13 protein-coding genes are annotated in these 13,466 nt (G+C 50.3%); 12 read left to right on the top strand and 1 reads right to left on the bottom strand.

The features are described from left to right. The 4 genes from lnt (at position 1) to trmB (ending at position 4,103) form a co-directional block, all read left to right on the top strand. A complete protein-coding gene (gene lnt / locus AC2D8L_RS11470) occupies positions 1–1,665 on the top strand; it encodes an apolipoprotein N-acyltransferase (protein WP_484685617.1) in 1,665 nt (554 codons plus the stop codon). 1 nt (position 1,666) lies between these two features. Beyond that, entirely contained in the window at positions 1,667–2,074 is a 408-nt protein-coding gene (locus tag AC2D8L_RS11465; RefSeq protein WP_484685616.1) for a helix-turn-helix domain-containing protein, read from the top strand. A 125-nt stretch (positions 2,075–2,199) separates the two neighbouring features. Further along, positions 2,200–3,369 carry a methionine adenosyltransferase gene (gene metK / locus AC2D8L_RS11460; protein ID WP_484685615.1) on the top strand — a complete coding sequence of 390 codons (1,170 nt, stop codon included), beginning with the start codon at positions 2,200–2,202 and terminating at the stop codon, positions 3,367–3,369. Positions 3,370–3,374: 5 nt separating this feature from the next. Next, the gene (gene trmB, locus AC2D8L_RS11455; protein WP_484685614.1) at positions 3,375–4,103 is read left to right on the top strand and encodes a tRNA (guanine(46)-N(7))-methyltransferase TrmB; all 729 of its coding nucleotides are present in this window, start codon (positions 3,375–3,377) and stop codon (positions 4,101–4,103) included. Positions 4,104–4,114: 11 nt separating this feature from the next. Here the strand turns inward: trmB and AC2D8L_RS11450 are convergent, their stop codons facing one another. Next, positions 4,115–4,975: a DUF6544 family protein gene (locus tag AC2D8L_RS11450; RefSeq protein WP_484685613.1), complete on the bottom strand. Its 861-nt coding sequence runs from the start codon at positions 4,973–4,975 to the stop codon at positions 4,115–4,117. Positions 4,976–5,190: 215 nt separating this feature from the next. Between AC2D8L_RS11450 and rimP the strand changes: the two genes are divergently transcribed. From rimP to rpsO, 8 genes are all read left to right on the top strand, one after another. Further along, a complete protein-coding gene (gene rimP, locus AC2D8L_RS11445) occupies positions 5,191–5,838 on the top strand; it encodes a ribosome maturation factor RimP (RefSeq protein ID WP_484685612.1) in 648 nt (215 codons plus the stop codon). 34 nt (positions 5,839–5,872) lie between these two features. Further along, on the top strand, positions 5,873–7,519 hold the full coding sequence (nusA, locus tag AC2D8L_RS11440) for a transcription termination factor NusA (RefSeq protein ID WP_484685611.1): 1,647 nt from the start codon (positions 5,873–5,875) through the stop codon (positions 7,517–7,519). Positions 7,520–7,546: 27 nt separating this feature from the next. Beyond that, complete coding sequence (locus AC2D8L_RS11435) at positions 7,547–8,152, top strand: RNA-binding protein (protein ID WP_484685610.1); 606 nt, start codon at positions 7,547–7,549, stop codon at positions 8,150–8,152. A gap of 10 nt (positions 8,153–8,162) precedes the next feature. After that, positions 8,163–10,877 carry a translation initiation factor IF-2 gene (gene infB, locus AC2D8L_RS11430; RefSeq protein ID WP_484685609.1) on the top strand — a complete coding sequence of 905 codons (2,715 nt, stop codon included), beginning with the start codon at positions 8,163–8,165 and terminating at the stop codon, positions 10,875–10,877. 95 nt (positions 10,878–10,972) lie between these two features. Next, positions 10,973–11,611 carry a LysE family translocator gene (locus tag AC2D8L_RS11425; RefSeq protein WP_484685608.1) on the top strand — a complete coding sequence of 213 codons (639 nt, stop codon included), beginning with the start codon at positions 10,973–10,975 and terminating at the stop codon, positions 11,609–11,611. A gap of 12 nt (positions 11,612–11,623) precedes the next feature. After that, positions 11,624–12,040, top strand: coding sequence for a 30S ribosome-binding factor RbfA (gene rbfA, locus AC2D8L_RS11420; RefSeq protein ID WP_484685607.1), 417 nt, complete (start codon positions 11,624–11,626; stop codon positions 12,038–12,040). 20 nt (positions 12,041–12,060) lie between these two features. Beyond that, a complete protein-coding gene (gene truB, locus AC2D8L_RS11415; RefSeq protein WP_484685606.1) occupies positions 12,061–12,969 on the top strand; it encodes a tRNA pseudouridine(55) synthase TruB in 909 nt (302 codons plus the stop codon). Between the two features lie 165 nt (positions 12,970–13,134). Beyond that, positions 13,135–13,404, top strand: coding sequence for a 30S ribosomal protein S15 (gene rpsO, locus AC2D8L_RS11410; RefSeq protein ID WP_484685605.1), 270 nt, complete (start codon positions 13,135–13,137; stop codon positions 13,402–13,404). Positions 13,405–13,466 lie beyond the last annotated feature (62 nt).

The following is a 13,466-nucleotide window of genomic DNA, read 5'->3' as shown; positions in this document are numbered from 1 at the left end:
ATGCCCCTAACTGATTTGCAAATTGGGTTGAGCCGCAAAATGCTGGAAAATTTCGCACAATGGTGCATGTTGGTTCATGGATGGCGACGTCTTTTGCTATCCTTTTCCGCCGGCGCACTGGCGGCACTCAGCATGCCACCGCTTTTTGTCTTCCCCGCCCTGTTTGTTGCCTTTCCAATTCTGGTTTGGCTGCTTGATGGGGTCGAGACCGATCTAAATTGGCGCCAAAGGTTGTTTGGTCCTGCCTTTCGCATCGGCTGGGCATTTGGTTTTGGTTATTTTACCCTTTCACTTCACTGGATGTCTGGCGCCTTCTTTGTGGAACCAGATCTATTCCTATGGGCTTTACCCCTAGGCCTTTTTGGCTTGCCCGCCGTCTTAGCCCTATTTTGGGGCGTCGGTGCTGCCCTGGCTCACTTACTGTGGTCTGATTACGGGCAGCGGATCTTTGCCCTCGCGGCCAGTTTGAGCATCGCAGAATTTTTGCGCGGGCACTTATTCACTGGCTTTCCGTGGAACTTGCCCGGCTATGTTTTCGCCGTCACAGATCAAACGCTGCAACTCGCCTCCATCATCGGCATTTATGGACTGAGCTTTTTCGCATTTCTTTTCGCCATGTCGCCAGCAACGATTTGGCCACATATGGAACAAGTCGGCGTGAAACGAATTGGCCCATTTGTCGCCAGCATCCTTATGCTTGTTGGTTTTGCTGCATTTGGGCAGATGCAACTGAACGCCAACCCAACGCTTTATAGAGATGATGTGCGTTTGCGTCTGGTGCAGCCGAACATTCCACAAGCCGAAAAGTGGAAGCCAAAAAATGCGGTGCCGATTTTTGAAAACCTCTTGGCCCAATCTCAGGAAAAAAGCTCACCGTCAGACCCCGGATTAATCGCTGCGACACATCTCATTTGGCCAGAATCAGTGTTTCCATTTCTAATTAATGATCACCCAGATGCGTTGGCACGCATCGCGCGTTTGCTGCCAAATGGCACCACATTAATCGCGGGCGCAGCGCGACAGGATTTCTCTCTTTCTGGGGTAGATCCGAGCAACGATGGCATCTTCAATTCGATCATCAGTTTTAACGATCAAGGCGAGATAAACGCCATTTACGACAAGTATCGGCTGGTGCCTTTTGGTGAATATGTGCCGTTCAAACCGCTACTTTCTCTGCTTGGTATTCGAGAATTGGTCACCGCTTCGGATAGCTTTATCCATGGGGCTGCGCAGAAAAAACCGTTCCAGCCTTTGGGAACGCCCCCGTTGCTTCCACTAATTTGTTATGAGGTGATTTTCTCTGGCTCGCTTGGCCCTGTGGTTCAGCAGGCAGATTGGATATTAAACCTGACGAATGACGCATGGTTTCAAGGCACCATTGGCCCGGCCCAGCATTTTGAACATGCTAGGATGCGGGCCGTTGAACAAGGCTTGCCGCTGGTGCGGGTCGCCAATACCGGTCGCACGGCGATTATTGGTCCGTTGGGCCGTGTTACAGCAGCGCTTGCCCAGGACCAAGCGCTGGTTTTAACAGCCAATTTGCCACAAAGACTTGAGAAAACTATATTTTCCCAATATCGTCATAATGTATTTTACCTGATAATCTTTGCGACGCTTTTTTCTGTAATATTGCGCAATCGATGGCGTCGTCGATGGGAGGACTAATTTGTCATTCACCAGCCCACGCCAACCCGATTTGGTTGACCAGCATGTAGGAAACCAAGTCCGACTTCGTCGCAAGACCCGCCGCATGTCGATGAAACAATTGGCAGAAAAAATCGGCATTACGTACCAACAAGTCCAAAAATACGAAACAGGTGCCAACAGAATTCCCGTGTCCCGTCTGGCGTTGATCGCTGAGTTGCTGGGTGGCACACCGGGCGAGTTTTATGCCAACCCGCCTCAAACAGGCTTGTCTGAGGACGAACAAACCTCATTTTCGTCTCTTTCACCTGATGATCAGCGGCTGTTGCAAGCGTTTAATTCAATTCCATCCCCACAAGCCAGAAAAACCCTTTTGGACCTTGCAGACCAAATGGCAGCGCCATCCCCTCATCAAAAACAAGATGAATGAGTTTGATATAACGAAATCTTTATATCCTGTTGCAATTATGACGAGCAAGGAATATCACTCTTGGCAACAATTGGGACTATGGGGCACTCTGTGCGCCTCTCGACCCTGAAGGAAAGGCTTTGCTTGTGGCAACTTCGTCATATCTTTTCACCTCTGAATCAGTGTCAGAAGGCCATCCCGACAAGATTTGCGATCGCATTTCAGATGCTGTCTTGGACGCTTTTCTAAAGGAAGACCCTTATTCGCGGGTTGCTGTGGAAACGCTTGCCACTACCAACAAAGTGGTTTTGGCCGGTGAAGTGCGTGGACCTGACTCGATTGATAAAGCGAAAATGCAAGACATTGCGCGCGGTTGCATCAAGCATATTGGTTACGAACAGGACGGCTTCCATTGGGAGAACTGCGACATCGATGTTTATGTGCACGAGCAATCAGCAGAGATCGCACAAGGCGTAGACGCGGCAGGCGATAAGGACGAGGGGGCAGGCGACCAAGGCATTATGTTTGGTTTTGCGACTGACGAAACCCCTGAATTGATGCCCGCGCCAATCCAATATGCCCATAAAATCTTGCGCACCATGGCGACCGCCCGCCACGCTGGCGAAGTGCCGCAGCTCGCACCCGACGCGAAAAGCCAAGTCACGTTGAAATATGAAGATGGAAAACCGGTAGGTGCGACATCTATCGTGGTTTCTACCCAACATATGGAAGGCGTTAGCCAAGCCGAAGTGCGCGATATTGTGCGACCATTTGTTGTCAACGCCCTGCCAAAAGGCTGGATGTGCCCAGAAGAAGATTTCTACGTTAATCCCACCGGCGCTTTCGTCATTGGCGGTCCAGACGGTGATGCAGGCCTAACTGGTCGCAAAATCATTGTGGACACATATGGCGGTGCAGCCCCACATGGTGGCGGTGCATTTTCAGGTAAAGACCCAACCAAAGTTGACCGCTCTGCGGCCTATGCAGCCCGTTATTTGGCGAAAAACGTTGTATCGGCTGGATTAGCCAAAAAATGCGTTATTCAATTGTCATACGCCATTGGTGTTTCTAAGCCACTTTCCATCTTTGTCGATACATTTGGCACCGGCACTGCAGACGATGATAAATTGGGGCCTGTGCTGAACAAAGTTATGGACCTTTCTCCGCGCGGTATTCGCGAAGCACTGCAATTGAATAAGCCAATTTATGAGCGCACAGCCGCCTATGGCCACTTTGGCCGAAACCCAACAAATGATGGCGGGTTTTCTTGGGAACGCACGGACTTGGCCCAATCAATTCTGTCGGAACTGACCTAAAACTAATGTCACCGGTATCCACGTCGCATATGCGAAAAGATGATTACGGACCAGAAGCTGAGCGCAAAGCCTTTTTTGGCCGCCGCTCGGCCCATAAGCTGCATCCAACCCAGGAAAAGCTGGCCCAAAACTTGTTGCCAAAGGTCAAACTGGACTTGCCTGCCGCTCCTATTGGGCTAGGTGATATATTTGATCAACCTGCGGCGAAGAATTTCATCGAAATTGGTTATGGCGGCGGCGAACATCTGGCACGTCAAGCGGGCACAAATCTGGACGCCAACTTCATTGGCTGCGAGCCGTTTATCGGCGGCATTGGCAAAATGCTACAATCCATCGATGAAGATGGCCTCAAGAATGTGCGCCTTTATACCGATGATGCTCTGCATTTGCTCAGAGTATTGCCAGAAGCGCAATTTGACGGCGCTTTTCTGCTCTATCCGGACCCGTGGCCGAAGAAGCGCCACCATAAACGCCGGTTCATCAATCCGGTGACGCTTGACGCATTAGCAAGAATCTTAAAGCCCGGTGCGCAATTTCGTGTTGCGACGGATATTGAAGATTATGCCACTTGGACCCTTGGGCACATTGTGCGGCATAAAGAGTTCGATTGGCCGGTCGCAAAGGCCGGCTCATGGCACCAGCCCTGGGAGGGGTGGCAAGCCACCCGCTATGAGCAAAAAGCGCGTAAAGAAGGCCGCGACATTTCGTTCTACTTCAGCTTTACGCGCCGCTAGAGGCCGCTTGGCTATTTAAATTCGAATTTGGTTATTTGCGCTTTAAAGAACGCGAAATAGTCGAGCGTGCCAAAATGGTTCCCCACTTCAACTTCGCTCACCACTTTAATGCCATCAATGGTTATGAATTGATGGGCGATGCCGCCAAATGGCTGAAGTTGAAATTCGTTGGCCGGATTTGCATTGCTCCAACGTTCGATGAAAAATTCAAGCGGTGCACCTTCTTCGTCAATTTTGATGTCAACGGCTTGGGTGAGGTCATGGGCTCGCACGGTTGCCCGGATTTGGTCGGATGAAACCTGTTCCCACATCACCCCATATTGGGGCAAAAGAGAAACGGGGGACCATGCGGCCATTTCGATGACCATGCGACCAAACCCAGATCTTTGATAATCCACATTCCCACCTGCTCGCACTATGGGAAAGACGCCCATCAACCAGAACTTTGTCCATGCCTCTTGGACCCAAAAAGTGTCATTGCCATTCATGACCATCAAACTGTTGGATGTTAGAAGCGACCATGTGAACCCGACGGGTGGCGCATTATGTTGGGTGCCCTTAAAGGCAAAATAGTTGTGCTCCTGCACGTCTCCAAGTCCAAATTCCCCAACCATTTCCATACGGTGGTTGATTTTTAGTTCTGCACCGGGAGCAATCATAAAGTTGAAATAGCGTTGAACGGCCTCGGGTAGTTCTGCGATTAGGGACTGCTCATATGTGCCCGTTGCCCCATTATCCAATGTCCAAATCTTTTGGTTGGTGCGCTCGAGTTCTCGTTGATCGCGGAAATTGAACCAAAAACCAATCATCGCCAACATGAGGATGGCCGCCCCGATGAAATAGAACGCATAGACAATGTAGCTCTTAACCATCGTGATCCCCTTACAGTTGAATATCCACATTGTCTTGATCAACAGACAATTACGTTGATGGAAGTCAACTCTGCTCATCGTTCATGGCCGAAAGGCGTATGTTCAAAATGCTTGCCAAAACGGCATAAGGTCAGTATATAGACCTCAAAATCTCAATCTAAATATGAGAGTGGTGCCAACCGGCCCCGCTCTTTTTTAATACCAAAATGGGTCAAATGAGCGTCGAACTCGACTTAAACGAACAAAGATATAATCGCGAAACGGGCCAAGAACAGCGCGTTTCAACGATCCTTGAACCGGTGGCCCATGATATGGGTTATCGGCTGGTTCGCGTGCGCGTCAACAACGATAATGGTTGTACGCTGCAAATCATGGCTGAAAATGCTCAGGGCGAATTTGGCATCACAGATTGTGAGAATTTTTCTAAAGAGATCTCACCAATTTTGGATGTTGAAGACCCGATTAGCCGCGAATATCATTTGGAAGTATCATCCCCCGGGATTGATCGTCCTTTGGTTCGGCTTTCAGATTTTGCATTATGGGTTGGCCATGAGGCAAAAATTGAGCTGCAAAACATGGTTGATGGTCGGCGCCGATATCGCGGTACGATCGAGGCAGTTGAAGGCAATCAAGTTTTGATCCGCCTGCCGGATATTCCTGAAGGTCAAGAAGACCTGCATAAAATTGAAATTCAAAATTTGGCTGAAGCTAAATTGATGATGACCGACAAATTGCTCGACGAAGCGCGCGCCAGACAAGAAATGGCGAACCCGTTGGACCAAGAAAACCTGTTGGATAATGAAGAAATTGAAACAGAAATCGACCAATCCGAACTAAACGGTGAACAGGACAGCGACGCCTAATTGGGCGCCTGTTTACAATTGAGGAGATGACATAATGGCTGTCAGTGCAAATCGGCTTGAACTATTGCAAATCGCAGACGCTGTAGCGCGCGAGAAATCAATTGATCGCACGATCGTAATTGAAGCAATGCAAGACGCAATTCAAAAAGCGGCGCGCTCTCGCTATGGTGCTGAGACCGAAGTAAGAGCTGAAATCAATCCAACAACGGGCGAGTTGCGCATGTGGCGCTTGCTCGAAGTTGTGGAAGATGTTGAAGAGCACGGTCGTCAAATCTCGCTAGTAGACGCGCAGGTTCGTAATGCCGACGCCAAGCTAAGTGATTTTATCACCGAGCCGCTTCCACCAATTGAATTTGGTCGAATTGCTGCGCAATCCGCGAAACAGGTTATCGTGCAAAAAGTGCGCGATGCTGAGCGCGAGCGCATGTATGACGAATTTAAAGACCGCTTGGGCGATATCATCAACGGCACAGTTAAGCGTGTTGAATATGGCAATGTAATCGTTGATCTTGGTCGCGGCGAAGCCATTATTCGTCGTGATGAATTGATCCCACGCGAAACGTTCCGCTACGGCGATCGTGTGCGTGCCTACATTCACGATGTGCGCCAAGAACAACGCGGCCCACAAATCTTCTTGTCACGGACCCATCCGCAATTCATGGCGAAATTGTTCATGCAAGAAGTGCCTGAAATTTACGACGGCATTATCAATATCCGCTCCATCGCGCGTGATCCGGGTAGCCGTGCGAAAATCGCCGTTCTGTCAAATGACAGCTCGATCGATCCGGTTGGTGCCTGTGTGGGTATGCGTGGGTCTCGCGTGCAAGCCGTTGTGAACGAATTGCAGGGCGAAAAGATCGACATTATTCCTTGGACAGAAAATATTGCTGATTTGGTGGTTTCTGCATTGCAGCCTGCCGAAGTGGTAAAAGTTGTTCTGGACGAGCAAGCCGAGCGCATCGAAGTTGTGGTGCCTGACGAGCAATTGTCTTTGGCGATTGGCCGTCGTGGTCAAAATGTGCGCCTCGCATCACAATTGATGGGTTGGGATATTGATATCCTTACCGAGCAAGAAGAATCAGAGCGTCGTCAAAAAGAATTCACTGAACGTTCTGATCTGTTCATGAACGCGATGAATGTTGACGAAATGGTTGCGCAATTGTTGGCATCTGAAGGCTTCTCCTCACTTGAAGAAGTTGCTTACGTTGAGCCAGTTGAAATCGCATCGATTGATGGTTTTGACACAGATACTGCGGCTGAAATTCAAGCCCGTGCCGCTGAATATATCCAAGCGACCGAAAAAGAGCGCGACGATGAGCGCAAAAAGCTCGGCGTTGAAGATGAGCTATATAATATCCCCGGTTTGACCGGCGCGATGTTGGTAGCTTTGGGCAAGGAAGAAGTCAAAACGATTGAAGACTTTGCAGGCTTTGCAGCGGACGATCTGGTTGGTTGGACTGAGAAAAAAGACGGCGAAGTGACACGCTTTGACGGCACGTTCAAAGACTTCCCAGTAAGCCGCGAAGAAGCCGAAGAAATGATCATGGCTGCGCGTCTGCAGGCTGGCTGGGTAACGTTGGATGAATTGTCTGATGAAACTGAAGGCGAACTTGAAGGCGTTGAGGGTGAAGCTGAGCCAGTGGTAGAAGCTGAAACAAGCGATCAGCCGATAACTGAATAAGACCAAGGTAAGGAACATAAAGGCTCAATGACAACACATCGGCAAATTGCGACACGTGAATGTTGCGTGACCAAACAAATTTTGCCAAAAACCGAGTTAATGCGGTTTGTTGTTGGGCCAGATGACCAAATTTATCCAGATGTGACTGGAAAAGCTGGCGGACGAGGCGTATGGGTAACCCCAACAGCGCATCATGTCGCTGAGGCACAAAAACGCAAGGCATTTACCCGCGCACTAAAAATGCCGGTTAAAATGCCAGACGACCTCGCCGGTTTGACCCAAGAGCACTTGGAAAACCGGTTGGTTGGCGCGTTACAGTTGGCCCGCAAGGGCGGTTTTTTGGTGATGGGCGCGGTGAAAGTGCGCAGTGCCCTAGAATCGGACAAAGCCCGTGCATTGATCACAGCGCAGGATGCGCGTGAAGATGGTCGACGCAAAATGATGCAACTTTTGCGGGTTTTAGAACTCGATGGAACGTTGCCTCATATAGATATATTAGGTGCCGAACAATTGAGTTTGGCATTTGGCGGTAAAAATGTGATACATGCAGCGCTGATTGGCGGTGCGGCAGCAAATTCGGCCCTAGAGCGGTACAAAATGCTTGTACGCTATTTGGCCAAAACAGATGGATAGTGGCGAATATATGAGTGACAACGATAAAAGATCAGATGCAACATCAGGTGATGAGGGTAAGAAAACCCTATCACTAAAAGGCGGACCAGCTGCTGGCGGTCGTCCTGGTGGTGCGCGGTCTTCTCGGACCGTCGTAGTGGAAAAACGAACCCGCCAATTCACCACACCTGGTGGTTCTGGCGCGCCCCGTCCTTCGGGCGGCGATAGTGCACCAACGCCAGCGGCGAGACCTCAAGGCCAACGTCCCCAAGGTCAGCGACCCGGTGGGCAACGTCCGGGCGGTCAGCGCCCTGGCTCTCAAAACCAAAGTGGCCGGCCAAACAATAATCGCAATCGTCCAGCAGGCGGCGGCGACAAACGGCCAGTTCAACAAGGTTTAACCAGTTCAGAAAATGCAGCACGCGAGCGCGCACTACGCGCCGCTGCAGCACGGGCCGACGAAGAAAAGCGTTTACAGGCTGAAGCTGAGCAACGCCGCATCGATGACGCCGCGCGTCGCAAAGCGGATCGTGAAGAAGCAGAACGCACAAAATTGGCTGAAGAGGCGCGTCTTGCTGAAGAGCGCGCTCAAAGCGAACGAGCGGCCGCTGAAGAAGCCAAGCAAAAATCCGCAGCGCCCAAAGAAAAAGCTGCTGCGCCTGCAAAAGCTGCACAAAGGGCGGCGGTGGAAGCGCCATATGAACCGCCTGTGCCGCCAACCGAGCGCGCAAATTCCAAAACACCTGAACAACATGCACGCAAATCTGGTGCACCGTTGGTTCGTCAGGACGAATTGGAGCGGGCAAAACGCGCGGCGAAACCGCAGCCAACTAAAAAATCAACAGCACCTGATCGCCGCAAAACACGCCTAACCGTTACCTCGGCCACCCGTGGTGACAGCGAGCGCGATCGCGGCCCTTCAATGGCCGCTATGCGCCGTCGTCGTGAAAAACAGCGCGGCAAAGGCCCACAGGTGCCTAAAGAAAAAATTGCACGTGAAGTGACCATTCCAGAGGCTATTAGCGTTCAGGAATTGGCCAACCGGATGGCAGAACGTGCGGTTGACGTGATTAAGCTCATGATGGCGCAAGACCAAATGGTCACCATCAATGATGTGCTTGACGCGGATACGGCCGAATTGATTGCAACAGAAATGGGCCACACCGTAAAACGTGTTGCTGAGGCTGATGTTGAGACCGGTGTGTTTGAAGATGAGGGGCAGCAAAACCCTGAAGACTTGAAATCACGCGCACCAGTTGTGACCATTATGGGTCACGTCGATCATGGTAAAACATCACTGCTTGATGCGATCCGGGAAGCAAATGTTGTTTCTGGCGAAGCTGGCGGCATTACCCAACATATTGGTGCTTATCAAGTTGACCGCGACGGTCAGCAAATTACCTTCTTGGATACACCGGGCCACGAAGCGTTTACCGCAATGCGGGCACGTGGAGCACAGGCAACTGATATTGCCATTTTGGTGGTTGCGGCCGACGATGGCGTCATGCCTCAAACCATTGAATCGATCAAACACGCAAAAGCGGCCGAAGTGCCAATTATCGTAGCGATCAACAAAATGGATAAGCCGGAAGCTGATCCAAGCCGTGTGCGCAACGAATTGCTTCAACATGAAGTGTTTGTTGAAACCATGGGCGGTGAAATTCTAGATGTTGAAGTTTCGGCGGTGAAAAAGCAGAACCTTGAAGGCATTCTGGACGCGATCGTTCTACAATCAGAAATTCTTGAGCTCAAAGCTAATCCAGAAGGTCGCGCACAAGGTATCGTAATTGAAGCGAAACTGGACAAAGGCCGCGGCGCTGTTGCAACTGTATTGGTTCAAAATGGCAAGCTTTCTGTTGGTGATATTGTGGTCGCTGGATCGCAATGGGCTAAAGTTCGCGCCTTGATCAATGACAAAGGTGAGCAAGTAAAAACCGTCGGGCCTTCAACACCTGTTGAAATTCTTGGCTTTACCGGTGTTCCAGATGCTGGCGACCTGTTTGGTGCAGTTGAGCACGAAGCTAAAGCGCGTGAGATTTCTGAATATCGTCAACGGGCAAAACGTGAGAAATCAGCAGCGGGCGGCGTAACTTCGCTTGAGCAAATGATGTCTCAGCTAAAAACCGAAGACATGGCCAAAATCCCATTGGTGATTAAAGGCGATGTGCAAGGCTCTGTTGAAGCGATTAACGGTGCGCTTGATAAATTGGCGACGGACGAAGTTTCGGCCCAAGTCCTTATTGGCGGCGTTGGTGGTATCACTGAAAGTGATGTCACATTGGCAGCGGCCTCAAATGCGGTTGTGATTGGCTTTAACACCCGGGCGAACAAGCAGGCCCGTGAAGCAGCCGCCCGCGAAGGCGTTGAAATTCGCTATTACAACATCATCTACGATCTCGTGGACGACGTGAAAGCGGCGATGTCGGGTCTATTGTCTCCAGAGGTACGTGAAACCTTTATCGGTAACGCGAAGATTCTTGAGGTCTTTAACATCACCAAAGTGGGCCGTGTGGCTGGTTGTCAGGTAACAGACGGCATGGTTGAGCGGGGCGCTGGTGTGCGTTTGATCCGTGACGATGTTGTTATTCACGAAGGTAAGCTTTCGACATTGAAACGCTTCAAAGACGAAGTGAAAGATGTTCAGTCTGGTCAAGAATGCGGCATGGCCTTCGAGAAATACGAAGATATGCGTGCAGGCGACGTGATCGAATGTTTCCGCGTTGAATCGATCGAGCGCTCGCTCTAAGTTTTAGATCGAATTTCGAATTATTCATGGCGCTTTCTGGCGCCATGTTTGTTTTGGGGCTAAGCTTTCCGCAACGTCACAATTCGAGTCACATCATGGACCCTACGCTGTATATTGCCTTCTTAGTTGCGGTTGTCATTTTGGTTTTGACGCCCGGCCCATCTGTATTGCTGGGCGTTTCACATTCTCTGAGTTTTGGCTGGAGGCGTGTGCTATTCACCGCGCTTGGTGATGTGTGCGCCAATGTTATTCAGATGGCGCTTGCCGCAACCGGCCTTGGGTTGATTTTGGCAACTTCTGCAACGGCTTTTTCAATCCTCAAAATTGCTGGAATTATTTACTTGGTTTGGTTGGGGGTCAAAACAATTCGATCTAAAACGACATTTAGAACTGACGGACTTGAGGACCTGCCCCGCAAATCAAATTTGTGGCACGCAAGACAAGGGTTTGTGGTCGCAATCACTAGTCCTAAAGCCATAGCGTTCTTCGTTGCATTTTTCCCTCAGTTTATTGACCCTAGTCAGCCATTGTTGCCCCAATTCGCTCTGATGGCTGTAAGTTTCGCCATACTTGATTATTCCACCGTAGTGGCTTATGCATTCATCGCTCAGCGCGCAGGAACGAGTTTGGCTAAACGCGGCGCGGCACATTGGATCAACAAAATATCTGGCGGAACACTTTTGGTGGGCGCGGCATTGTTAGCCACCATCAATAAATCAGCCGCCAGCCACTAAAGGCAACAAATTATGAGCGGTGAAAAACTTCCATCCCAGCGTCAATTGCGCGTCGGCGAATTGGTGCGGCATGCGCTTTCAGCATTTTTGTCACGTGACGAAATTCTTGATCCAGATCTCGACGGCGCATTCATCACGGTGCCTGAAGTGCGTATGGTGCCGGATCTGAAATTGGCCAAAGTCTACATTATGCCGCTGGGCGGCCAGAAGGTTGAAATAGTGGTCGACGCCCTCAATCGCCATCAAAAGTTCATCCGCGGTCAAGTCACGCCAAAACTTGGTCTTCGGTTTTCACCGGAGTTCAGATTTTACGCCGATGAAACATTTGATGAAGCGGGCCGGATCGACGCCCTTTTGCGTTCAGACCATGTGGCGCAAGATCTTGTGGCTGAAGACGAAGACGACGCCGAAAATCAAGACGACCAGTAATCGGCAAAAAAGAACAATTCATGACCCAAATGAAGCGCCCAAAACGGTCTATTTCCGGCTGGCTTATTCTCAATAAGCCCTACGATATGACCTCGACCCAGGCTGTGGGTAAGATCAAATGGCTGTTTAGTGCAAAAAAAGGTGGGCACGCCGGAACGCTTGATCCACTGGCCACGGGCATATTGCCGATCGCCTTAGGCGAGGCGACAAAAACGGTACCGTATGTGCAAGATGGCGTCAAAATTTATGAATTCGATCTCAAATGGGGTAGCGCCACCACGACCGACGATATTGAGGGCGAGGTGGTCGCAACATCAGACGTGCGACCAACAAGGGGTGAATTAGAAGCGGTGTTGCCACAATTTACTGGTCTGATCACCCAGATTCCTCCTGCCTTTTCAGCCATCAAGATTAATGGCGAACGCGCCTATGATTTGGCCCGAGCAGGTGAAAAAGTAGATGTGCCGCCGCGCGAAGTGCATATAGATGCATTTGAATTGATCTCCCACAATGATGATATCTCATCATTTCGCGTAACCTGCCAAAAAGGCACCTATGTGCGTGCGTTAGCCCGCGATATTGCGCAATTGTTGGGTTCCAAAGGACATGTTTCCCGCCTTCATCGCGCGGCTGTAGGTCCGTTCACCGATGCAGACGCAACCAGCATCCAGGACATTGAGACCTTAGAATTGGCCGAACGTGATCTGGAACTTCGTCCTCTAAATGACGCGGTTTCTCACCTCGAAGAAATCAGCTTGGACGAGCGCCAAGCTCAATTGGTCCGCATGGGCAATCCCGCACTTTTGATCGGCAAGAACGCACCAATATCCGTTGAGGAAGCATTTGCGACCCATAAAGGGCAACTGGTTGCCCTCGGTTTTGTCGAAAAGGGCCAGTTTAAGCCAAGTCGGGTCATTGTAGCCGGTTAAGGCCGGACGAAAAACCTCCCTCTTTTCATGAAGAGCATTTTACTGTATAAGCCAGCCCAACCGCTCGTTGCTATTGCTATTGAGCGGCTAATTCGGGCCAGCGCTGGACGACATCTTGGCGCATGGCGGCTTTCAATCTCTTAGTTTTCTAGAAGGGAATTTACGATGTCGATTACTGCTGAGCGTAAAGAAGAGCTTATCAAAGAATACGCAACCAAAGAAGGTGACACAGGTTCACCCGAAGTACAGGTTGCGATCCTTTCAGAGCGCATTTCAAATCTCACGGAACACTTCAAAGGTCACAAGAAGGATAACCATTCCCGTCGTGGTCTTTTGAAAATGGTTAGCTTGCGTCGTCGTTTGCTTGACTATGTCAAGAAAAAGGACGTGGCACGTTACCAGTCGCTCATCGAGCGTCTAGGTTTGCGTCGCTAATCAAGAGCTATTTGGCGCGGTGGCTTTGGTCGCCGCGCCACTTAAAATCTAGCGGAACGGTC

It is taken from the genome of Maritalea sp. YIW29 (genome assembly GCF_057219265.1).
Note: the sequence above shows the minus strand (reverse complement) of the source record. Positions and strands in the feature narration are given on the sequence as shown.

Bases quoted from the DNA above. Each gene is read 5' to 3' on its own strand.
- lnt (WP_484685617.1), top strand. From the start codon at position 1: ATGCCCCTAACTGATTTGCAAATTGGGTTGAGCCGCAAAATGCTGGAA.
- rimP (WP_484685612.1), top strand. From the start codon at position 5,191: ATGAGCGTCGAACTCGACTTAAACGAACAAAGATATAATCGCGAAACG.
- AC2D8L_RS11435 (WP_484685610.1), top strand. From the start codon at position 7,547: ATGACAACACATCGGCAAATTGCGACACGTGAATGTTGCGTGACCAAA.
- rbfA (WP_484685607.1), top strand. From the start codon at position 11,624: ATGAGCGGTGAAAAACTTCCATCCCAGCGTCAATTGCGCGTCGGCGAA.
- rpsO (WP_484685605.1), top strand. From the start codon at position 13,135: ATGTCGATTACTGCTGAGCGTAAAGAAGAGCTTATCAAAGAATACGCA.
- trmB (WP_484685614.1), top strand. From the start codon at position 3,375: ATGTCACCGGTATCCACGTCGCATATGCGAAAAGATGATTACGGACCA.
- nusA (WP_484685611.1), top strand. From the start codon at position 5,873: ATGGCTGTCAGTGCAAATCGGCTTGAACTATTGCAAATCGCAGACGCT.
- AC2D8L_RS11425 (WP_484685608.1), top strand. From the start codon at position 10,973: ATGGACCCTACGCTGTATATTGCCTTCTTAGTTGCGGTTGTCATTTTG.
- infB (WP_484685609.1), top strand. From the start codon at position 8,163: ATGAGTGACAACGATAAAAGATCAGATGCAACATCAGGTGATGAGGGT.
- AC2D8L_RS11450 (WP_484685613.1), bottom strand. From the start codon at position 4,975: ATGGTTAAGAGCTACATTGTCTATGCGTTCTATTTCATCGGGGCGGCC.
- truB (WP_484685606.1), top strand. From the start codon at position 12,061: ATGACCCAAATGAAGCGCCCAAAACGGTCTATTTCCGGCTGGCTTATT.